Source organism: Streptomyces sp. NPDC046303, from assembly GCF_055588085.1.
In genome coordinates this window covers 17,118-38,417 of record NZ_JBVJFA010000045.1, presented here as the reverse complement: position 1 = coordinate 38,417, position 21,300 = coordinate 17,118, and the positions used below count along the sequence as shown (strand labels likewise).

General features: G+C 71.6%; 20 protein-coding genes. 15 read left to right on the top strand and 5 right to left on the bottom strand.

Annotation, left to right across the window (positions count from 1 at the left end):
* The first annotated feature begins 36 nt into the window (after positions 1–36).
* A complete protein-coding gene (locus ACZ6I1_RS31505; RefSeq protein WP_469292317.1) occupies positions 37–2,019 on the top strand; it encodes an APC family permease in 1,983 nt (660 codons plus the stop codon).
* Positions 2,020–2,280: 261 nt separating this feature from the next.
* Here ACZ6I1_RS31505 and ACZ6I1_RS31500 read toward each other — a convergent pair whose 3' ends face one another.
* Entirely contained in the window at positions 2,281–4,149 is a 1,869-nt protein-coding gene (locus tag ACZ6I1_RS31500; protein ID WP_469292309.1) for an APC family permease, read from the bottom strand.
* 404 nt (positions 4,150–4,553) lie between these two features.
* Between ACZ6I1_RS31500 and kdpF the strand changes: the two genes are divergently transcribed.
* From kdpF to ACZ6I1_RS31445, 11 genes are all read left to right on the top strand, one after another.
* Entirely contained in the window at positions 4,554–4,643 is a 90-nt protein-coding gene (kdpF, locus tag ACZ6I1_RS31495) for a K(+)-transporting ATPase subunit F (protein WP_401191907.1), read from the top strand.
* A gap of 4 nt (positions 4,644–4,647) precedes the next feature.
* Positions 4,648–6,327: a potassium-transporting ATPase subunit KdpA gene (gene kdpA, locus ACZ6I1_RS31490; protein WP_469292308.1), complete on the top strand. Its 1,680-nt coding sequence runs from the start codon at positions 4,648–4,650 to the stop codon at positions 6,325–6,327.
* A complete protein-coding gene (gene kdpB / locus ACZ6I1_RS31485; protein ID WP_469292307.1) occupies positions 6,324–8,432 on the top strand; it encodes a potassium-transporting ATPase subunit KdpB in 2,109 nt (702 codons plus the stop codon). The genes kdpA and kdpB overlap by 4 nt, the downstream gene beginning before the upstream one ends.
* Positions 8,433–8,438: 6 nt before the next feature.
* Entirely contained in the window at positions 8,439–9,176 is a 738-nt protein-coding gene (locus tag ACZ6I1_RS31480) for a potassium-transporting ATPase subunit C (RefSeq protein ID WP_469292306.1), read from the top strand.
* 227 nt (positions 9,177–9,403) lie between these two features.
* Complete coding sequence (locus ACZ6I1_RS31475; protein WP_469292305.1) at positions 9,404–10,090, top strand: HemK2/MTQ2 family protein methyltransferase; 687 nt, start codon at positions 9,404–9,406, stop codon at positions 10,088–10,090.
* Positions 10,074–10,376 carry a CDGSH iron-sulfur domain-containing protein gene (locus ACZ6I1_RS31470; RefSeq protein ID WP_469292304.1) on the top strand — a complete coding sequence of 101 codons (303 nt, stop codon included), beginning with the start codon at positions 10,074–10,076 and terminating at the stop codon, positions 10,374–10,376. Before ACZ6I1_RS31475 ends, ACZ6I1_RS31470 begins: the two co-directional genes overlap by 17 nt.
* Positions 10,376–11,428, top strand: coding sequence for an iron-containing redox enzyme family protein (locus ACZ6I1_RS31465; protein WP_469292303.1), 1,053 nt, complete (start codon positions 10,376–10,378; stop codon positions 11,426–11,428). The genes ACZ6I1_RS31470 and ACZ6I1_RS31465 overlap by 1 nt, the downstream gene beginning before the upstream one ends.
* Positions 11,429–11,456: 28 nt before the next feature.
* Positions 11,457–12,395, top strand: coding sequence for an SDR family oxidoreductase (locus tag ACZ6I1_RS31460; protein ID WP_469292302.1), 939 nt, complete (start codon positions 11,457–11,459; stop codon positions 12,393–12,395).
* 4 nt (positions 12,396–12,399) lie between these two features.
* Positions 12,400–12,858 (top strand): SRPBCC family protein, encoded by a 459-nt coding sequence (locus ACZ6I1_RS31455; RefSeq protein WP_469292301.1) that lies wholly within the window; start codon positions 12,400–12,402, stop codon positions 12,856–12,858.
* A gap of 37 nt (positions 12,859–12,895) precedes the next feature.
* Positions 12,896–13,054: a hypothetical protein gene (locus ACZ6I1_RS31450; protein WP_469292300.1), complete on the top strand. Its 159-nt coding sequence runs from the start codon at positions 12,896–12,898 to the stop codon at positions 13,052–13,054.
* A 480-nt stretch (positions 13,055–13,534) separates the two neighbouring features.
* Entirely contained in the window at positions 13,535–14,938 is a 1,404-nt protein-coding gene (locus tag ACZ6I1_RS31445; RefSeq protein WP_469292299.1) for a M20/M25/M40 family metallo-hydrolase, read from the top strand.
* Between the two features lie 11 nt (positions 14,939–14,949).
* Here ACZ6I1_RS31445 and ACZ6I1_RS31440 read toward each other — a convergent pair whose 3' ends face one another.
* From ACZ6I1_RS31440 to ACZ6I1_RS31425, 4 genes are all read right to left on the bottom strand, one after another.
* The gene (locus ACZ6I1_RS31440) at positions 14,950–16,191 is read right to left on the bottom strand and encodes an NAD(P)/FAD-dependent oxidoreductase (RefSeq protein ID WP_469292298.1); all 1,242 of its coding nucleotides are present in this window, start codon (positions 16,189–16,191) and stop codon (positions 14,950–14,952) included.
* 141 nt (positions 16,192–16,332) lie between these two features.
* Positions 16,333–16,866 (bottom strand): DUF4396 domain-containing protein, encoded by a 534-nt coding sequence (locus tag ACZ6I1_RS31435; protein ID WP_469292297.1) that lies wholly within the window; start codon positions 16,864–16,866, stop codon positions 16,333–16,335.
* Between the two features lie 131 nt (positions 16,867–16,997).
* Positions 16,998–17,360, bottom strand: coding sequence for a hypothetical protein (locus tag ACZ6I1_RS31430; protein WP_469292296.1), 363 nt, complete (start codon positions 17,358–17,360; stop codon positions 16,998–17,000).
* A 36-nt stretch (positions 17,361–17,396) separates the two neighbouring features.
* A complete protein-coding gene (locus ACZ6I1_RS31425; RefSeq protein WP_469292295.1) occupies positions 17,397–17,657 on the bottom strand; it encodes a hypothetical protein in 261 nt (86 codons plus the stop codon).
* Positions 17,658–18,297: 640 nt separating this feature from the next.
* Here ACZ6I1_RS31425 and ACZ6I1_RS31420 point away from each other — a divergent pair.
* The 3 genes from ACZ6I1_RS31420 (at position 18,298) to ACZ6I1_RS31410 (ending at position 21,203) form a co-directional block, all read left to right on the top strand.
* Positions 18,298–18,951, top strand: coding sequence for a DUF305 domain-containing protein (locus ACZ6I1_RS31420; RefSeq protein WP_469292294.1), 654 nt, complete (start codon positions 18,298–18,300; stop codon positions 18,949–18,951).
* A gap of 110 nt (positions 18,952–19,061) precedes the next feature.
* On the top strand, positions 19,062–20,240 hold the full coding sequence (locus ACZ6I1_RS31415) for an MFS transporter (RefSeq protein WP_469292293.1): 1,179 nt from the start codon (positions 19,062–19,064) through the stop codon (positions 20,238–20,240).
* An 87-nt stretch (positions 20,241–20,327) separates the two neighbouring features.
* Positions 20,328–21,203, top strand: coding sequence for a potassium channel family protein (locus ACZ6I1_RS31410; RefSeq protein WP_469292292.1), 876 nt, complete (start codon positions 20,328–20,330; stop codon positions 21,201–21,203).
* Positions 21,204–21,300 lie beyond the last annotated feature (97 nt).

Below are 21,300 nucleotides of genomic sequence, written 5' to 3'. Positions count from 1 at the left end.
TGCGCTGCGGTGCCGACGGGAAGGTGGATGGGGGATATGAAGGACGCCGACGAACCCCTGGTGCCCGAGGTCGTGGACAGTCCCGCTCTCCGGGCCGAGCCCAGTGGCCCTTTCGCGCGGTGGATGCTGCACCACCAGGTGCAGCCGGTCGGACCTGCCGCGGATGAGGAACACGTCGAGCCGCACGCCTGGTGGAAGGTGATGTGCCTGACCGGCGTCGACTACTTCTCCAGCCTGGCCTACGTGCCCGCGATCGCCGCGCTGGCCGCCGGCGCCGTCTCACCCCTGGCGACGCTGCTGATCGTGGCGCTGACCCTGCTGGGCATGCTGCCGATGTACCGCCGCGTCGCCAAGGAGAGCCCGCACGGCGCCGGGTCGGTGGCCATGCTGGAGGACCTGCTGCCGTTCTGGTGGGGCAAGCTGTTCGTCCTGGTCCTGCTGGGCTTCGTCGCCACCTCGTGGATCATCACGATCACCCTGTCCACGGCGGACGCCTCCGTCCACGTGGTAGAGAACCCCTTCTTCCCGGCCGCCCTGCACGGCCACGAGGTCGCCCTCACGGTGGCGCTGCTGCTGGTCCTCGGAGGCGTGTTCCTGCTCGGGTTCAGTGAAGCGGTCGTGGTGGCCATCCCGCTGGTCGCGGTGTTCCTGGCGCTGAACGCGGTCGTGATCGGCGTCGGCCTCGCCCACGTCTTCACCACGCCGGCCGCCTGGTCGGACTGGACCGATGCCCTCACCGGGACCGGAGGCGGGTTCGGACACCTGCTGGGCCCGGCGCTGCTGGCCTTCCCGCTGCTGGTGCTCGGCCTGTCGGGCTTCGAGACCGGGGTGAGCATGATGCCGCTCGTAGCCGCCGAGGGAACCGACGAGGAGCAGCGGCTGCGCTCGCGGATCCGCAACACCCGGAGACTGCTGACCGCCGCCGCCCTCATCATGAGCGTCTACCTGCTGACCGCGAGCTTCGTCACCACCCTCCTCATCCCGCACGAGGAGTTCGAGCCGGGCGGCGCCGCCAACGGCCGCGCCCTGGCATGGCTGGCCCACGAACACGTCGGCGAAGGGTTCGGCACCTTCTACGACATCAGCACCATCCTCATCCTGTGGTTCGCCGGCGCCTCCGCCATGGCCGGGCTCGTCAACATCGTGCCCCGCTACCTGCCCGACTACGGGATGGCCCCCGAATGGGGACGGGCCGTCCGCCCGGTCGTGCTCGTCTACACCGCCCTGTGCATCGTCATCACGATCGCCTTCGACGCCGACGTGGACAAGCAGGCCGGCGCCTACGCCACCGGCATCCTGGCCATGATGGTCTCCGCGGCGTTCGCGGTCACCGTGTCCTCGGCACGCAGCGGCCGGCGCGCGCCCGCCGCCGGATTCGCCGTGCTCACCCTGGTCCTGCTGTACGCGCTGATCGCCAACATCGTCGACAAACCCGACGGCATCGTCATCTCGGGGTTCTTCATCGCCGGGATCATCGCCGTGTCGCTGGTCTCCCGGGTCTCGCGCACCACCGAGCTGCGCGCCGACCGCATCGTCTTCGACTCCGACGCCCGCCGGTTCATCAACGACACCCTCGCCCACGACAACGCCATCAACTTCATCGCCAACCGCCGCCAGGCCGGTGACGTCGCCGAGTACAGCGCCAAGGAAAGCGAACAGCGCGGAGTCAACCCGGTCCCCGGCTTCGCCGACGTGATCTTCCTCGAGATCGACGTCATCGACCCTTCGGCCTTCAGCGACACCCTCACCGTCCGCGGCGTCGAGGTGGGCGGGTACCGCATCCTGCGCGCCGACGCGCCGGCCGCCCCCAACGCCATCGCCGCCGTCCTGCTCGCCCTGCGCGATGCCACCGGGGTCCAGCCGCAGTGCCACTTCGCCTGGGCGGAGGGCAGCCCCCTGGTGCACATGGTCCGCTACTTCCTCCTCGGACGCGGTGACACCGCACCGGTCACCCGCGAGATCATCCGCAGCCACGAACCCGACCCCGACCGCCGCCCGGGCATCCACGTCGGCGGCTGACCGCGTCCCGGCACTCGACGGGCGCGCCATCCGTACGGTCGGCAGTCGGAACGTCATCCGATGCCGGGCGAGGCCGACACCACCAGGTCGATGAGGTGGATGCCGACGAAGGGCGCGACCCGCCATCGGCTGGAGGCCGATGACCACCAGTATGAAGCTGGCGGTGGGCGGCGAGGAGGATGTTCAGGGCGATCTCGTTGGGGGTCTTCTGCCGGGACGCGCCCTCCACCAGGGCGATCATGCGGTCCCGGAAGAAGGCCGTCAACGCGGCGGCCCCGAGACCCGGAAGCGGAGCCGGCAGATCACCGCGTCGGTGTCCCGGCGAACCGCGTGGGCGAGGACCGAGCCGCGCTGGTTCTGCAGGAGTCGCTGCCACAAGCGGGACGGTTCGGTTTCCGGGATGAGGACGGTGACCTGCGCGTCCGGCTGGGCATGGGAGAGGTCGTTGACGTAAGCGGACACCGGTCGGCCCAGCGAGCGCGCCGGGGAGGCGATTTCGACGAGCTCGACGCCGGGGCTCCACAACTCCCAGTCGCGGCGCAGTGCTTCGGCTGCCGCACGGTCCTCCGGCTCCGGGTGGGTGACCGTGACGGCGAGGACCTCGTCACCGAGGGAGCGAGCGGCCGTGAGGGCCTGGCAGGTCAGTTGGGACAGGCCGGAGACCGGCACGACCACCAGCGAGCGGGCGCGGTGCGGCGGTTGAGGGATGCGGCCCAGTTCCAGGCGCTCGCCGATACCGTCGTAGGCCCTGCGGATCCGGCCCATGGCGGACACCAGCAGCGGGAGGGCGAGCACGATCAGCCAGGCGCCCTCGGTGAACTTGGTGGCGGTGACCACGACCGCCGAGACGCCGGTCAGCAGGGCACCGAAGCCGTTCAGGGCGGCCTTGGCACCCCATCCGGCCGGCCGTTCGGAGTACCAGTGCCGGACCATGCCGACCTGGCAGAGGGTGAAGCCGACGAAGACGCCGATGGCGAACAACGGGACGAGGGTGTTGGTGTCGCCGCCGGAAAGGACCAGCAGTCCCGCCGAGACGACGGCCAGCCAGACCACGCCGTGCCGGTGGACCTGCCGGTCGGCCTTCAGCGCGAAGACGTGCGGCAGGTGGTTGTCGCGGGCCAGCAGGCTCATCAGCACCGGGAGCCCGCCGAAGGAGGTGTTCGCGGCGAGCGCCAGCAGCACCATGGTGGCGAACTGGACGACGTAGAACGCGGCGTTGTGTCCGAACGAGGCGTCCGCGAGCTGGGCGAGGACGGTCACGCCCTCGACCGGCTGGAGGTGGAACCGGCCGATGAGCACCGACAGGCCGATCAGCATGGTGCCGAGGAGCACGCCGAGGGCGACCTCGGTGCGCTGGGCGCGGCGGGTGGCCGGGGCGCGGAAGGAGGGCACGGCGTTGGCCACGGCCTCGACGCCGGTCAGGGCGGAGCAGCCGGCGGCGAAGGCTTTCAGGAGCAGGAGGGCGCCGACGGCGGTGGCGCCCCCGCCGAGCGCGGAGGCATGGCCGGCGGCGGATGCGGTGCTGGCCGGGGCATCCCGGAAGAGCCCTGCGGTGATCACGGCGAGGATCGAGCCGACGAACAGGGCGGTCGGCAGCAGGAATGCCCTGGCGGAGTCGACGATCCCCCGCAGATTGACGGCGGTGACCAGGGTCAGGATCCCCAGGCAGATCCACACCCGCTCGCCGTACAGCTCGGGGAACGCCGAGGTCAGCGCGGCGACGCCGGCGGTGACGGAGACGGCAACGTTGAGCACGTAGTCGAGGATCAGCGAGGCCGCGGCCACCAGGCTCGTCCGCCGCCCGAGGTGGCGTTTGGCGACGGCATAGGAGCCGCCGCCGTCCGGGAAAGCCGCGATGACCTGCCGGTACGAGGCCACGAGCACGGCCAGCAGGGCGGCGATGGCGAGGGTGACGGGCAGGGTGAAGCCGAGCCCGTACGCGCCTGCCGCAGCCAGGACCAGCACGATCGACTCCGGGCCGTAGGCCACCGAGGCCATGGCGTCGAGGGACAGGGCGGCCAGCCCCTGGGTGGCGGTGAGCCGGTGCCGTTCGGCGCCGTGCCGGCCGGTATCGGGCGGCTCCTCGGCGATGACGGTCGCTGGTGTGGGCTTACGCGTGTGCAGGGCCATGATGCCGGTTCCTCCGGGTGGACACAGTCAGGACAGCGTCCCGGCAGCGATCACCGGCCACCACCGCTCTTGACGGCCTCCATATGCAGGCCGGGCCACTCTTCACGCCCCGCATACGCAGGGGCCGGCCGCTGCGAATGCCGTCAGGGAAGACAACCTTCGCCGCCCCCGGGCAGGAGGCTCCCGCGTCAGAGTCCCGTTAAGGGCTCCCGAGCGCCCGTATGGACCTCGTCAAGGTGTCTGAGCGCGGGGGTGTGGAGGGGGTGAGATGGTCGTCGGCCAGACGGCCGAATCCATTTCATCACTTCATTCCAGGAGCTCACGATGGCCGATCTGGCCTTCGTCGTCGCCACGGTCGCGGTCTTCGCGCTGGTGGCACTCATCGCCCGAGGGGTGGCGAAGCTGTGACCGTCGAGAACATCGTCGGCCTCGCGGTCGCCGTCGCCCTGCTGGGGTACCTCGTCCTCGCCCTCGTCAAGCCGGAGAGGTTCTGAGCAGATGAGTCCGCAAACCGCCGGCGTGCTCCAGCTGCTCGCCCTGATCGGCGCCCTCGCCCTTGTGTACCGCCCGCTGGGCGACTACATGGCCCGGGTCTACTCCTCCGGAAAGCACTACAAGCCGGAGAAGTGGATCTACAAGGCGATCGGCGCGAACCCCTCCACCGAGCTGCGCTGGCCCGCCTACCTGCGCGGGGTACTGGCCTTCTCCGTGGTGAGCGTCCTGTTCCTCTACGCCCTGCAGCGGCTGCAGGGCAGTCTGCCCGGCTCGCTCCGCTTCGCGTCGATCGATCCGGACCAGGCCTTCAACACGGCCGCGTCGTTCGTGGCGAACACCAACTGGCAGTCGTACGCCGGTGAGCAGGCCATGGGCCACGTCGTGCAGACCGGCGGCCTGGCGGTGCAGAACTTCGTCTCGGCGGCGGTCGGCATGGCCGTGGCCGTGGCCCTCGTACGGGGCTTCGCCCGGTCGCGCACCGGCGAACTCGGCAACTTCTGGGCGGACCTGGTGCGCGGTGTGGTCCGGATCCTGCTGCCCATCGCGGTGATCGGCGCGCTCGTGCTGGTGGCATGTGGTGCGATCCAGAACTTCGCCGGGATCCACGAGGTCGGGCAGTTCGTGAATGAGCACGGCATGGGTGGCTCGCAGCAGTGGAACGGCGGCGCCGTCGCCTCGCAGGAGGTCATCAAGGAGCTGGGCACCAACGGCGGCGGCTACTTCAACGCCAACTCCGCCCACCCCTTCGAGAACCCCAACCCGTTCTCCAACCTGTTCGAGGTCTTCCTGATCCTCGTCATCCCGCTCTCGCTGACCCGCACCTTCGGCCGGATGGTCGGGAACCTGCGCCAGGGCTACGCGATCCTCGCGACGATGGCGGTCATCTGGATCGGTTTCACGGCCCTGATGATGTGGACCGAGTTCGCGGGCAGGGGGCCGGTCTTCGAGGTCGCCGGCGGCGCGATGGAAGGCAAGGAGACCCGGTTCGGCATCGGCGCCTCGTCGATCTTCTCGGTCGCGACCACACTGACCTCGACGGGCGCGGTCAACTCCTTCCACTCCTCCTTCACCGGCTTCGGCGGCGGCATCCAGCTGCTGGGCATGCAGCTGGGCGAGATCGCGCCGGGCGGTGTCGGCTCCGGCCTCTACGGCATGCTGATCATGGCGATCATCGCGGTGTTCATCGCGGGCCTGATGGTCGGCCGTACGCCGGAGTACCTGGGCAAGAAGATCGGCACCCGCGAGATCAAGTGCGCAGCGTGCTACATCCTCATCACCCCTGCCCTGGTCCTCGGCTTCACCGCCGCCGCGATGGCCCTGGACACTCCCGCGAACTCGATGCTCAACTCGGGCGCGCACGGTTTCTCCGAGGTGCTGTACGCGTACACCTCGGGCGCGAACAACAACGGCTCGGCCTTCGCCGGACTCAACGCCGACACCCAGTGGTTCAACTCGACCATCGGTATCGCGATGCTGCTGGGCCGCTTCCTGCCCATGGTGTTCGTCCTCGCGCTGGCCGGCTCGCTCGCCGAGCAGAAGCCCGTCCCGGAGACCGCGGGCACCCTGCGCACGGACAAGCCCCTGTACGCCGGGCTGCTCGTCGGAACCATCCTCATCGTCACCGGTCTGACCTATTTCCCGGCCCTCGCGCTGGGTCCGCTTGCCGAAGGGCTCGCCTCATGAGCACCGCAACACCAACCCGTGCTCCGCACCAGGACGCACCTACGGGCCACAAGCCCACCGGACGGGTGGGCGGCGGCCTGTTCGACCCCAAGCAGCTGCTGACGTCCTTCCCGGACGCCATCCGCAAGCTCGACCCCCGCGTGATGATCAAGTCGCCGGTCATGTTCGTGGTCCTGATCGGCTCGGTGGTCACCACCGTGCTGGCGCTGAAGGACCCGACCGACTGGTTCGGGTGGGCGATCACCCTCTGGCTCTGGCTGACCACGGTCTTCGCCAACCTGGCGGAGGCCGTCGCCGAGGGCCGCGGCAAGGCGCAGGCGGACACCCTGCGCAAGGCGAAGACGGACACGGTCGCCCGGCGGCTGACCGAGGACGGCGCGGGCGAGGAGTCCGTGCCGGGCACCGAGTTGCGCATGGGTGACCTGGTGGTCTGCGAGGCGGGCGACATCATCCCCGGTGACGGGGACGTCGTCGAGGGCGTCGCCTCGGTGGACGAGTCCGCGATCACGGGCGAGTCCGCTCCGGTGATCCGCGAGTCCGGCGGCGACCGCAGCGCCGTCACCGGCGGTACGAAGGTGTTGTCCGACCGGATCGTCGTCAAGATCACCACGAAGCCCGGTGAGACCTTCATCGACCGGATGATCAACCTGGTGGAGGGCGCGGCCCGGCAGAAGACGCCGAACGAGATCGCCCTCAACATCCTGCTGGCGTCCCTCACCATCGTCTTCCTGCTGGCCGTCGTCACCCTCAAGCCGTTCGCGATCTACGCGGGCGCCGACGAGCAGACCTCGTTGATCGTGCTGACCGCGCTGCTGGTCTGCCTGATCCCCACCACCATCGGTGCCCTGCTGTCCGCGATCGGCATCGCCGGTATGGACCGGCTCGTCCAGCGGAACGTCCTGGCCATGTCGGGACGGGCGGTCGAGGCCGCCGGTGACGTGTCCACGCTGCTGCTCGACAAGACCGGGACCATCACCCTCGGCAACCGGCAAGCCGCCGAGTTCGTCCCGGTCAAGGGCAGCACGCGGGCCGAGGTCGCCGACGCGGCGCAGCTGTCCTCGCTGGCCGACGAGACCCCCGAGGGCCGCTCCATCGTGGTCCTGGCGAAGGAGAAGTACGGCCTCCGCGAGCGGCACCAGGGCGAGCTCGCCCACGCCGAGTGGATCGCCTTCACCGCCCAGACCCGCATGTCGGGCGTGGACGTCGACGGCAAGAAGATCCGCAAGGGCGCCGCGGGCTCCGTCATCGCCTGGGTGAAGGAGCAGGGCGGCCAGGTCACCGCCGAGGCGGGCTCCCTCGCCGACACGATCGCCGAGGCGGGTGGCACCCCGCTGCTGGTTGCGGTGGAGGATGCCGAAGGTGCCCGCGTGCTCGGGGTCATCCACCTCAAGGACGTGGTCAAGGAGGGCATGCGGGAGCGGTTCGAGGAACTGCGCCGTATGGGCATCAAAACCGTCATGATCACGGGTGACAACCCGCTGACCGCCAAGGCCATCGCGGAGGAGGCCGGTGTCGATGACTTCCTCGCCGAGGCCACGCCCGAGGACAAGATGGCCCTCATCAAGCGGGAGCAGGCGGGCGGCAAGCTCGTCGCGATGACCGGTGACGGGACGAACGACGCCCCCGCCCTCGCGCAGGCGGACGTCGGGGTGGCGATGAACACCGGCACCTCGGCCGCCAAGGAGGCCGGGAACATGGTGGACCTGGACTCCAACCCCACCAAGCTCATCGAGATCGTCGGGATCGGCAAGCAGCTCCTCATCACGCGCGGAGCCCTGACCACGTTCTCCATCGCCAACGACGTCGCCAAGTACTTCGCGATCATCCCGGCGATGTTCGCGGTCGCCTACCCGGGCCTGGACAAGCTCAACATCATGGGCCTGGCCTCGCCCGAGTCCGCGATCCTGTCCGCCGTCATCTTCAACGCGCTGATCATCGTGGCCCTCGTACCGCTCGCCCTCAAGGGCGTCCAGTACCGGCCCACGAGCGCCGACAAGATGCTCCGCCGCAACCTCGGGCTCTACGGACTCGGCGGCCTGATCGCCCCGTTCATCGGCATCAAGCTCATCGACCTGCTCATCTCCCTCATCCCCGGAATCGGCTGACCCGTCATGAACACTTCCGTGTCCCACACGATGCGCCTGATCGGGGCCGGCCTTCGCGCCCTCCTCGTCCTCACCGTGATCTGCGGGGTGCTCTACCCCCTGGCCGTCACCGGCGTCGCCCAGGCCCTGTTCAACGACCAGGCCAACGGCTCCGAGCTCAAGGACGAGAGCGGCCGGGTCGTCGGCTCCTCGCTCATCGGGCAGAGCTACAACCTGCCGAAGAACACTGGTTCCGATTCCACGACGACGGGGAACGACGCCGAGGAGGCGGCCCGGCCGGACCTGAAGTGGTTCCAGCCGCGCCCCTCCAACGGCCTGGGCAGCAACAGCGTCAACACCCAGTACTCCCTGATCCTTTCGGGCGCCACCAACCGCTCCGCCGACAACGGCGCCGTCAACGGCAAGTGCACCGAGGAGGCGGAGGAAGGCACCCTCTGCGCCCAGGTCGTTGCAGCCAAGGAAGCCGTCGTCGCCGACAACACCACCGCCACGTACAAGGTCACGCCCGAGGACGTGCCGGCGGACGCCGTCACGTCTTCCGGCTCCGGCCTGGACCCCCACATCTCCCCGGCCTACGCCGAGCTCCAGGTGCACCGGGTCGCCGAACAGAACAAGCTCGACGTGAACCAGGTCGAGAAGCTGGTCAAGGACCACACCGAGGGCCGCACCCTCGGCTTCATGGGCGAACCCCGCGTCAACGTCCTCGAGCTCAACACCGCGCTCAAGGCCCTGACCGGCCGCTGATGGTCCCCGCGCACGGATTCTGAGCCGGCGGGACGCGGCCCCGCGTCCCGCCGGCTTCCGCAGGTGCCCGCACTCAGGAGGCCGGCACCGGCGCCGACGCGCATTCGCGTCTCCTGGCCTCACCGAAGATCGCCGAGAGCCGAATACCGGGCCCTTCACGGGGCAGTCGCAGTCTGACTGGGACAAGCGGCTGCGCTCGTACGCCGCATCCGATCCGGGAGGTAGCGATGTCCAGTACGGCTCTGACCTCGGGCGCGCTGTCGGCGGACCTGGTTGCCCTCCCCAGCGTCTACCGGCCGCAGGCGGACACCCATCTGCTCGCGGCGGCGCTGGCCGACGAGGAGGTGGGGCCCCGTACGAACGTCCTGGAGATCGGAACCGGCACCGGCGCGCTGGCCCTGCACGCGGCCCGCAGGGGCGCCGCCGTCACGGCCGTCGACGTGTCCTGGCCCGCAGTGGTCACCGCCCGCATCAACGCCCTGCGCCACCGCCTGGCCCTGCACGTGCTCCACGGCGACTTCGCGGAACGCACCGAGGGGCGGCGCTTCGACCTGGTGATGACGAACCCGCCGTACGTCCCCGCCCCGGCGACGCGCCTGCCGTCGCACGGACCGCAGCGGGCCTGGGACGCCGGCCCCGACGGGCGCATGGTGATCGACAGGGTCTGCGACACCGCTCCGGTCCTGCTGCGCCCCGGTGGGGTCCTGCTCATGGTGCACTCGGGCATGTGCGGGCCGGAGACGACCGTGGAGCGGCTGGAGGCGGCAGGCCTGGCCGCCGACGTCACAGCACGGGCGTCCGTGCCGTGGGGCCCGGTCCTGCGCTCGCGGCGGGCCTGGCTGGAGCGCCGGGGCTTGGTCCGCGCCGCCGACGAGTGGGAAGAGCTGGTGGTCATCCGTGCCCGGTACCTCTGACAACAGCACCCCGGCCGCGCCGCCACCGAGCACGGCCTCCGCTGCGCCGGCCCCACCGAGTACGGCCTCCGCGGCCCCGGCCCGCCGCGTGGCCCTCGACCCCCAGGGCCCGGCACTCGTCGAAGGCCCCGTCGAGATCGTCCTGGACGACGGCACCGTCGCCCGCTCCGACCGCTTCGTGGTCGCCGTCTGCACCTGCCGCCGCAGTCGCACGTACCCCTGGTGCGACACCAGCCACCGCCCGCGAGAGCGAAACGTCCCGCCGTCCGAGAACAGGAACCCGTGATGCTCCCTCCCGGCCCCGACCCCGGCCCGACGGCCACCGCTGCCGGTCCCCGCCTGGTCGAGGGACGCGGGGAACTGTCCTGCGCCCTGGCGGAGGCGCTGCGCTCCGGTGGAGCGCCTCGGTACACCACCGCCTCCGTGCTGAAGGCCGACCCGTGGGGCGAGGACCTCCAGCTCGCCCTGTACCTGCTGTACGAGCTGCACTACCGCGGCTTCGACGGCGTCGCCGACGAGCGGGAATGGGACCCGGACCTGCTGCGGCTGCGCGAGGCCCTGGAAGCGCGCTTCCTGCACGCCCTGCGCACCGAACTGACCGACGCGCCCAGAACGTCCGAAGACGCCTTCGCGCCGCTCCTGGTGGAGCCCGTCGACCTCTCCGGCAGCCTCAGCCGCCACCTCGAAACCGACGGGGAGCTGTGGCAGCTGCGCGAGTACGCCGCCCTGCGCTCGCTCTACCACCTCAAGGAGGCCGACCCGCACGTCTGGGTCGTCCCCCGGCTCACCGGCCGGGCCAAGGCCGCCATGGTGGCCATCGAGTACGACGAGTTCGGCGCCGGCCGGGCCGACCGCATCCACGCGCGGCTCTTCGCCGACCTCCTGGCCGACCTCGGCCTGGACACCGCCTACGGCAGCTACCTGGACCACGCGCCGGCGCCCCTGCTCGCGACCGTGAACCTGATGTCGCTCTTCGGGCTCCACCGCGCCCTGCGCGGCGCGCTCGTGGGCCACTTCGCCTGCGTCGAGGTCACCTCCTCGCCCGGCTCCAGGCGCCTCGCCAAGGCCATGCGGCGCTGCGGCGCGGGAGCCGCGGCCGAGCACTTCTACGCCGAGCACGTCGAAGCCGACGCCGTCCACGAACAGGTCGTGCGCCGCGACGTCATCGGCGGGCTCCTCGTCGACGAGCCCGGCCTCGAAGCCGACGTCGCCTTCGGCTGCGCCGCGACGATCCTGCTGGAGGACCGCCTCGCCGACCACATCCGCGAAGCCTGGGACCAGGGCCGCAGCGCGATGCGCCTGCCCCTGCCGGAGCGTGCACCGGCCCGGGCCGTGTAGGAGTCGGCCGGGCGGGCAGACGCCCCGCATGATGAGCCGCGGTCGGCGTGACCACCCGGGCGGCCCCGGGCCCCTGGAGGGCCGCGTCGCCGTCGTCACGGGCGCCGCACGCGGACTCGGCCAGGGGCTGGCGTGCGCGCTGTCCCGTCACGGCGCCCGGGTGGCGCTGGTGGGCCTGGAAGGCGAGCGCCTGGGCCGCCTCGCGGCGGACCTGCCCGGCGCCGCCCACTGGACCGTCGACGTCACCGATGCCGAGGAGCTCGCCGCGACCGCCGAAGCCATAGGCCGGACCTTCGGCAGGCCTTCGGTGGTCGTCGCCAACGCGGGCGTGGCCCTCGGCGGGTCCCTGCTGGACTGCGACGCCGACGCCTGGCGGCGGGTGATCGACATCAACCTCGTCGGCAGCGCCCTGACGGCCCGCTGCTTCCTGCCGGACCTGCTGCACACCCGCGGCTACTACCTGCAGGTCGCCTCCATGGCGGCCTTCGCGCCCGCCCCTTTTCTCACGGCGTACTGCGCGTCGAAGGCCGGCGCCGAGGCGTTCGCGCACGCCTTGCGCGCCGAGGTCGCGCACCGCGGCGTCGGTGTGGGCATCGCGTACCTGAACTGGGCCGACACCGCCCTGATCCGCGCAGCCGACGAGACGGCCGTCTTCCGCGAACTGCGGACGCACCTGCCCTGGCCGGCCTCCGTCATCCACGACCCCGCGCTTTACGTCCGGGCCATGGTGAGCGGCATCGAACGCAGGTCCGCGCACATCTACGCCCCGCCGTGGCTGCGCGGGGCGCAGGCAGCGCGGGCGCTTCTGCCTCCCGTCGTCGCGCACCGTTCCCGGCGGGCCCTCGCGGCCCGCGGAGCGGCACCCGCGCCGCCCACCGGTCTCCTCGGGCCCGGCGGCGCAGCCGCGGGCCCCACCCGGACCGGGGGCCCGGACACCGACCACCCAACCCTCGACCCCCGGGAGTGACACCATGGCCGTACGACACCGACTGATCCACGCCGCCCCGCACCACGTGTGGGCCGTACTCGCCGACGGCTCGCGCTACGCCGACTGGGTGGTCGGCACGAGCGATTCGCGCGTTGCCCACGGCCGGTGGCCCGAACTGGGTTCAGCCATCGAGTACACCGTCAGGCTCGGGCCGTGGACGGGTTCGGGTACCACGGTCGTGCGGCGGGTGGACGCCCCGGCCGAGCTCGAGCTGGAAGTCGACAGCGGCCCCGTCGGCAAGGCGCGGGTGGCGATCGACGTCCGCCCGTGGGGCGAGGAGTCCCTGGTCATCGTGGACGAGCACCCGCTTCAGGGCATCGGCGGAATGTTGCACAACGCGGCGTTCGACGCGCTGATCCAGCTGCGCCACCGCGACATGCTCAGACGGCTCGCCAACGTCGTCGAGGAACACGCCGAAGCCGGCACCCACCAACACGCCTGAGGACGAGGGGAGCCGCGACGCGACGCCCGACGCCATCGTGATCGCAGCGGACCCCAACGCGCCGGTCGCCGCCAACCTGCTCGCCGACACCGGCGGGAGCGTGGAGGTGTCCGAGGCACAGCCCGAGCCGGGGGGCGCCGTACGCAGCGACCGCCGTGCGCACCCCGACTACGTCATCGGCCTTCGTCACCGGTAACGGACGTCCCGAAACGCCGGTCAACTGGCTTCCTCGCGTCTGCCCGAGGACGAGGAGCCGTCCCTCTTGCGGCAGCCGCGGGTGGAGCGCCGAGGACCGGCACCGCACGGGCAGCGAGTGCGTATGCCGGCGGGAGCCCCGGCGGCGACCGGCTCAGCCGGCATGAACGGTCGGTACCCGGGAAGACGCCGTCTGACCGCTGCGGCCGGGTAGGGCAACGGCCGGCACACGGCGGGAGCAGGGCAGAGAACGGTGGGCACCCATGCAGCGGAGACAGCCGAGGGCTCGTCGCGGCGAGGCGGGCGACGACGGGGACCGGAACCCGTGGCAGGACCTCAAAGGGGTTCTCGATCAGATGTTCGATCTCTTGGAAGGCAGCCGTACCGCGGCCGCCGAGGGGCCGACCGCCGAAGTCCGGCGCACAGGCGGTGAACGTGCCGGAGACGGCCGGACCCGGCAAATCCGCGGCGGCCACCGCACATGAGCCTCCCGAAGACCACCACCGCACCCGGCGCCGTGCTCGGACAGGACGCCCTGGACGAGCTGGCGGACTGGGTTCGCATCGCGTCCGTCTCGTCCGACCCGGACCGGGCCGACGACGTACGGCGGTCCGCCCGCTGGCTCGTGGAGGCACTGCGGCGTACCGGGTTCGCGCGTGCAGAGGTGTGGGAAACGGAAGGCCACCCGGCCGTCTACGGCTGCTGGCCGGCGGCTGATCCCGACGCACCGGTCCTGTTGGTCTACAGCCACCACGACGTCCACGCCGTCGATCCCTCCGAATGGCAGGTCTCCGAGCCGTTCTCGCCGCTCCTGCGTGACGGCCGCCTCCACGGCCGCGGGACGTCGGACGCCAAGGGCCAGATCATGAGCCACCTGTGGGCCCTGCGCACGCACCTCGCGCAGCGCACCGCCCCGGCCGTGACGCTGAAGTATCTGATCGAGGGCGAAGAGGAAGTCGGCTCGGTCCACCTGGCGGACCTGCTGTCGGAGCACGCGGGTGATCTGGACGCCGATGTCGTGATGGTGTCCGACTCGATGCTCTGGTCCCTGGACGAGCCCACCGTGTGCGCCATGGTGCGTGGGTCGGTCACCGCGTCCCTCGCCGTTCGCGGAGCCGAACGTGACCTCCACAGCGGTGCCGTCTCCGGCGCCGCCGCGAACGCGGCGGTCGAGCTGTGCCGGCTGGTGGACCTGCTGAGCGACGAGTCGGGCCGCGTCACGCTGCCCGGCTTCTACGACGCGGTGGCCGCACCCGGCCCGCGCCTTCGCGGCGACGTGGAAGCGCTGCCCTTCCATCTGGCGGACTGGCAGGTGGAAACCGGTACCTTCGACGCCCCCGGCGAGGCGGGGTTCACGGTTCCTGAGCGCCTGTGGATCCGCCCTTCCGCCGAGATCGCCCGCCTGACCGCCGGCCGTACCGACGCGCCCGCGCTCGGCCTCATTCCGGCGGAAGCCAGCGCCGACCTGCTGTTCCGCCTCGTCCCCGAGCAGCGGGCCGATCAGGTCGCCGACCAGTTGCGCGCCTGGCTGGCCGGGCACGAACGGCCGGGTTTCACCTACGAGCTGGAGGTCTCCTCGACCATCTCGGACCCCTACCGGACGCCACCCGACCACCCCGCGCTCGCCGCTCTGACCCGCGCCGTCAGCCATGCCTACGGGGCTCCGGCACGGCACATCGGCAACGGCGGCGCCGCCCCCGGCGCTCAACTCGCCCGCGCCTGCGACGCGCCAGTGCTCTTCTTCGGGACGGGACTCCCGGGCGACCGCTGGCACGGCCCCGACGAACGGGTCGAGCTCCAGGCGCTCCGCCTAGGGGTCAGCGCGCTGGCCCGGTTCCTCGACGAACTGCCGGCCGGCGAGCCCCCGGCCGGTCAGAAGGCGTAGCGGATCCGCCATCAGGCTTCTGTGGCGAGGTCCGATGGCCGGCCGGTCATTCGTGCTTGCATGTGTGCGAAGAACTCCTCGGGTGGGGTGACGCCGGCGGTCACCCGGATGAACTCGTCCCGGGCCGCGGGGCTCTGGGACACCGCGAAGAGCAGTTCCTGCATCTCGGGGGGCGGCGGTTCCATCGTCGCGAAATTGGCTGTGAACTCGTACATGCTCCTGACCTGAGCGTCCCTCGCCTCCTGCGACGCCTGCATGGCTTCTTCGAAGGGCCGGCGTCCGGAGAGTGCGTCGTCGAGTGCCCGGGTGGTGCGCTCCGCGTCACGGAAGGCGTCCTGGATGCCCTGGGCGGTGATGGGGTCCTTGAGGTAGCCGGCGTCGCCTACGAGGACCCAGCCCGGGCCGTACGGTTTGCGGAAGTAGTTGGGGATGGCCGTGCCCACGAACCGTTCGGCCTGGGTGGCCGCCGCCACCCGCTCGGCGAAGGCCGGGGCCCGGTCGAGTGTGGCGTGGTAGTTGGCTTCGACGTCATCCCGGTTGGCTTCGAAGTCGCGCATGGGCCAGCCGCAAATGACCATCGTCCGCTCGTCGTTGGTCGGCCAGGCGGCGAAGGCGCGGTCACCGCGGTCGTACGCCTCGAACATGCCCTCCATGGGCAGTCCGTCCCAATAGGTGTAGTAATAGACGTTGATCTTTGGTTTCTCCGCGTACGCCGCGGCGCCCGTCGCTTTGGCGACGGACGAATGGAGGCCGTCCGCCCCGACGACGACGCGGGCGCGGTCGGTGACCGGTGTGCCGTCCTTGGAGTGGCCCTTGATGCCGGTGACCGTGTCGCCGTCGAACAGGACCTCCGCGACGGTGAACCCCTCCCGCACCTCCGCGCCGGCCTCGGCGGCGGCGTCGATGAGGAGCTTGTCCAAGACGGTCCGGCGCGGTGCGTACGAGACGTCGAAGCCCTCTCCGGCGGGAGAGCCGGCGATGTTGAACGGCCCGAGGTCGTACATGTACGTGTGGATGGCCGGACACCCGGTGCCGATCACCCGTTCCAGCAGGTCCCAGCGGTTCAGCGCTGCCAGCCCCGGCGGATGGATCAGGTGGGTGGAGATCGTGTCGCTGGGGAACGTCGCCCGGTCGACCAGGAGGACCCGGTACCCGCGACGGGCAAGGAGCATCGCCGTCGGTGAGCCCGCACAGCGCGCGCCGACGACGATCACGTCGTGTTCCGTTCCCCTCGGGCCTGCCGTGCTGGTCATGACCTCACCTGCCCCTGGGGCGCACCGCAGCGGCGTACGGACGACGGAGCCGGACGAGCCCCGCGCGGCCCCTTTCCACGCTAGACCGCGAAGGGCTCTGCGGCGCGTTGGATCCGGCCGCGCCGAGGCGGTCGGGTCCGCTCAGTGGTAGGCGTGGACGACCGCGTGGCCCTTGCCGCGTCCGATCATCCACTTGTTGACCGGGGTGGTGACCAGGAAGGCGACCGCGAAGCCGCCCAGCAGCGCCGACCAGAACAGTCCGTCGGACAGGTGGGCGTCCATCGCTCCCGGCGTGAGCGCGATGATGAGGTTGTCGACGAACTCCATCACGGCGATCGAGACGGTGTCCGCGGCCAGGGCCACCTTGACGGCGGTCTTGAGGGCCAGGCCGGCCCTGAGGACGGCGAACAGCGTGAACGAGTAGCCGAAGAGGAACGCCAAGGTGATCGCGAGGACCATGGTCTGCACGTTGCCCCACTGCAGGGCGGTGCCGATGACCATGCCCAGGATCTCGCCGATGGCGCACCCGGTCAGGCAGTGCAGCGTCGCCTTCGCGGCAGCGCCCCAGGTCACCACGCCCGTCGGGTGGTCGCCGTGCTCGCCGCCGCCGCCCTGCTGCCGGGACTGGCCGTGAGCGGAGCCGGTGTGGTGGGCACTGTGATCCATGACCTTCATCCCCCTTCCCGTCCAGTGTGACCCGCCGCACGGGGAGAAGCGGCCCGCCGGCATGGAGCCGGCGGGCCGCTCACCGCTCCCGCGGCGCAAGACGCCAGGCGGGGCTCACCGTGCGGCCGGTCAGGCGCGCTTCACGGTGAAGTCGCACCAGGCGGTCCACTCGGAGACCGTGGCACCGTCCTGGTGCCGGGCGGGGCTATCGACTCCAGCGTCGCGGCCAGGGTCGGTGAACCGCTGGTCACCAACGGCTTGCCGGCGGCGGAGCCGCAGACCTGGAATCCCGCGTAGGGGCCGTCCGATATGCGCGGCGCGTCGGGCGTACGCAGCAGCAGGTCGTCCGGGCCGCCGCCGGCGGAGGCCGCCGAGGTCTGCCCGGTCTGCCCGTCCGTGCCGGTGAGGGCGCCCGCCAGGGGCGCGGCGGCCGCGCCGATGGCCACGGCCGTGATGACCGAAAGGCCGCCAGGCCCGGCCTCAGCCGGTGGGTCTTGTTCCACGCACGCATGGCTGTGTCTCTCTTCCTCACGGGTCGGCTACTTGACGTAGAGCGCGTGGCCGGGCTCCGGCGCTGCGATCTGGGTGCACTTGTACGAGGTCCAGCGGTGCTCGGCGACCAGGCGCTTGCCCACGGCCTCGCATCCGCCGAGGTTGCCGAGGTCCTCGTACTTCAGCCAGTCGGCGGCGGCGTTGGCCTTGAGGGTGTGGGCCGACACGTACCCGGCCGCGTTGCTGCCGGCGGTGACGCCGTCGGTGCCGTCCCAGCGGTAGTGCACGCCGAGCCAGACGCGCCCCACGGCGTTCTCCGCGGCCGCATGGTCCTGGCCCAGGCGCCGGCGAACGTGGCGTGGCCGGAGACGTACGCGGGGAAGGCAGGGCTGAAGTGGTTGCCGTTGCGGTCCTGGGACAGCGGCTGCCAGTTCGCGTCGCCGACCGTGTCGCTGTCCATGCCGGTGTGGCCGGCCGGACCCGCGGGGCGGAACTGGCTGCCGGAGGCCACGCCGAACGGCTTGACCTTGCCCCACTCGGGCGTGGCGCCGTTACCGGTGCCCGTCGGACGCCAGTACCCGGGAGTCGTGCTGCCCGTGTACGGGGCCGCGGGCGCCGAGCCGTCGTTCTGCCGAGCGTTGATCATCGCGGTGGCCGCCTCGCTGTTCACGTCCGGGACAGTGCCGTTCGCGGCGGTGGCCCTCGCGCGACGACGTCGGCCTGCCAAGCGGCCGAGGAGCGGCTGCCGGTACCGCAGCTGCGGGTGCCGGAGGCGGCGGAGCCGGACGCTCGGGGTGAGCCGATGAGGCAGATGGCGGTACCGCCGTGGCGGGCGCCAGCCCGGGGAGGGGACCCTGATGGCGCGGCCGGGCCGGCGGGCGTGCACGGCCGGGGACGACGGCGCCGACCGGCGGCGCCTAGAGTCCCCACGTCCAGGAGTGGTGAACCATGAACGCGACCCCTTCCCCTGCCCGCCGTGCGGCCGTGGCGGTCGCCGCGACGGCGGTCGCCGCGCTCGCACTGGCCGCCTGCGGCGACGACGGCGACAGCAGCGCGACCACCCCCGCCGCACCGCGCGCCTCGGCCCCGGCCGCCGCCCCCGCGGACGATCACAACCAGGCCGACGTCGCCTTCGCCCAGGGCATGATCCCGCACCACCGCCAGGCCGTCCTCATGTCCGACATGGCCCGCACCCGTGCCTCCTCCGCGGAGGTGAAGGCCCTCGCCGAGAAGATCAAGAAGGCGCAGGACCCGGAAATCGCCACGATGACCGGGTGGTTGAAGGCCTGGGGCGAGAAGGTCCCCACGGGCACGGACGGGATGGAAGGGATGGAAGGGATGGACGGCGGGGACCACGACGGCCCCGACATGCCGGGCATGATGGACGGCCACCGGATGGACCAGCTGCGCGGCGCCTCCGGCGCAGCGTTCGACACCATGTTCCTGACCATGATGACCGAGCACCACGAGGGCGCGGTCGACATGGCGAAGACCGAGAAGGCCGAAGGCTCCTACGGTCCCGCCAAGACGCTCGCCGACGACATCATCACCGCCCAGACCGCGGAGATCGCCCAGATGAAGACGATGCCGGACAGGAGCTGACCCGCGAAGGTGAGGCGGCGCCGAGAGGTCCGGGAGGAAACACGATGACGGTCGGCGGCGGCGCCGGGAGACGATCAGCTCCCGCCGGATCCTCCCGGCAGCCTGCGCTGATGCTGGTCCTGGCCACGGCCGGGTTCACGCTCTGCTTCTGGGCATGGGCCCTGCTGGCGCCGCTCGGGCCGGCGCTCCGCGACGACCTGGACCTCAGCTCGTTCCAGCAGTCCCTGATCGTGGCCGTGCCGGTCATCGTGGGCTCCCTCGGCCGCATTCCCGTCGGGGCCCTCACCGACCGCTGGGGCGCGCGCCGGATGTTCCCGATCGTCGCCGCCCTGACGATCCTCCCCGTGCTCTACGTGGGACACCTGGCCGACTCGTTCGGGGAAGTGCTCGTGGGCGGCTTCTTCCTGGGGCTGGGCGGCACCACCTTCGCGATCGGTGTGCCGTTCGTCAACGCCTGGTATCCGCCGGAGCGGCGCGGCCTGGCCCTGGGGATCTTCGGCATCGGCACCGCCGGCACCGCGCTGTCGTCGTTCACCACCGTCCAGCTGGGCGACGCCGTCGGGCGCAGTTTCCCGTTCGACGTGGTGGCCGCCGCCCTGGCCGTCTACGCCCTGGCGGCACACGCGCTCCTGCGCGACCAAGAGGGACGGGCGGTCGCCGCCGGGTCGGTGCTCGCGCGGACCGCGGCCACGCTGCGGATGCCCATCACCTGGCTCCTGGCCTTCCTCTACGCCATGTCCTTCGGCGGCTTCGTCGCCTTCAGCGTCTACCTGCCCACCTACCTCACCACCGCCTACGGCCTCGGCCGCTCCGACGCCGCGCTGCGCACGGCGGGATTCGTCGTCCTGGCCGTCGTCATGCGCCCGGTCGGCGGGTGGCTCTCCGACCGCACGCACCCCGTCCCGGTGCTCGTCGCCACGTACGCGGCAGTCTCCGCCTTCGCGCTGGTCGCGGCGCTCGAGGCGGCCCTGGTCCCGGTCGGTACGGTCGCCTTCCTCGGGATGGCAGCGGGACTGGGCGCGGGATCGGGCGCCGTCTTCGCGCTCGTCGCCCGCCTGGTGGAGCCGGAGCGGGTGGGGGCGGTGACCGGAGTGGTGGGCGCCGCCGGCGGCCTCGGCGGCTTCTTCCCGCCCCTGGTGATGGGATGGGTCGAGAGCGCCGCGGACGATTACACCTGGGGCTTCGTGCTCCTCGCCGCCACCGCCGCCGGAGCCGGGGCGCTCTCGGCGACGGTCGTGCGCCGGCGGGCCGTGCCGAGGCAGACCCGTCGGCGTGATCCGGCCCGGTGACCGGGCACGTTCCCTCCTGTGCGCGGCTCCGGCGGACCGGCGCCTCCGTGCGCGAGGGTGAGGAGCCGACGCTGGAAGGGGAGCCGGATGAGCTGGATGTCCAACACCGCGGGTGCGGCCCTGGTGCTGTTCGTCCTGCGGGACGTGTTCCACACCCTTTGGCATCCCACGCGCCACGGCGGCCTGAGCCGGCTGGTCATGACCGGCCTGTGGCGGCTGTCCGCCTCGCTGACGCCACGGCGCCGGGCCTCCGGCCTGGTCGGCCCCGTGGCCATGGTGGCCGTGGTCGCGGTGTGGGCCCTGACGGTGGTGGTGGGCTGGGCGCTGATCTACTGGCCGCACATGCCGGACGCGTTCACCTATGCCGCCGGACTCCGGCCCGCTGACCACGCCTCGTTCGTCGACGCGCTGTACATCTCCCTGGTCAACGTCTCCACCCTCGGCCTCGGCGACATCGCGCCCACCAAGGGAGGGCTGAGGATCATCGCCCCGCTGGAGGCCCTCGTCGGCTTCGCGCTGCTGACCGCGACCGTCTCGTGGACCCTCGGCATCTACCCGGCCCTGGCCCGCCGCCGGGCGCTGGCGCTGCGCCTGTCCCATCTCGCCCGCACGCATCCCACGGCGGAGCAGATCGACACGGACGCGGGGGCGGCGGTCCTCGACAGCCTGGCCGCCGGGATTTCGGTGATCTCGGTCGACTTCATGCAGTACGCCGAGTCCTACTACTTCTACGACGGCGACGACCGTACCTCCCTGGCACGCCACATCGCGTACGCCGACAACCTGGCCGACCAGGCGGCCGTCGCCCGCCATCCCGATGTCCGCCTCTCGGCCGCCGTGCTCCGCGCCGCTCTGGAGGACCTCGCCGTCATCCTCGACCAGCGCTTCCTCCACACCCGCGGCACGGCGCGACAGGTCTTCGAGGCCTTCGCCCGCGACCACGGACGCCACGCCGGTGCGTGAGGGCGTCCCGCCCCCGGACGGCAGGGCCCGACCGGCCCGGAGCGGGGGACCGGCCAAGGTCGTGAGGGTCATGAACAGGAGCACGTCCGCACCCCGC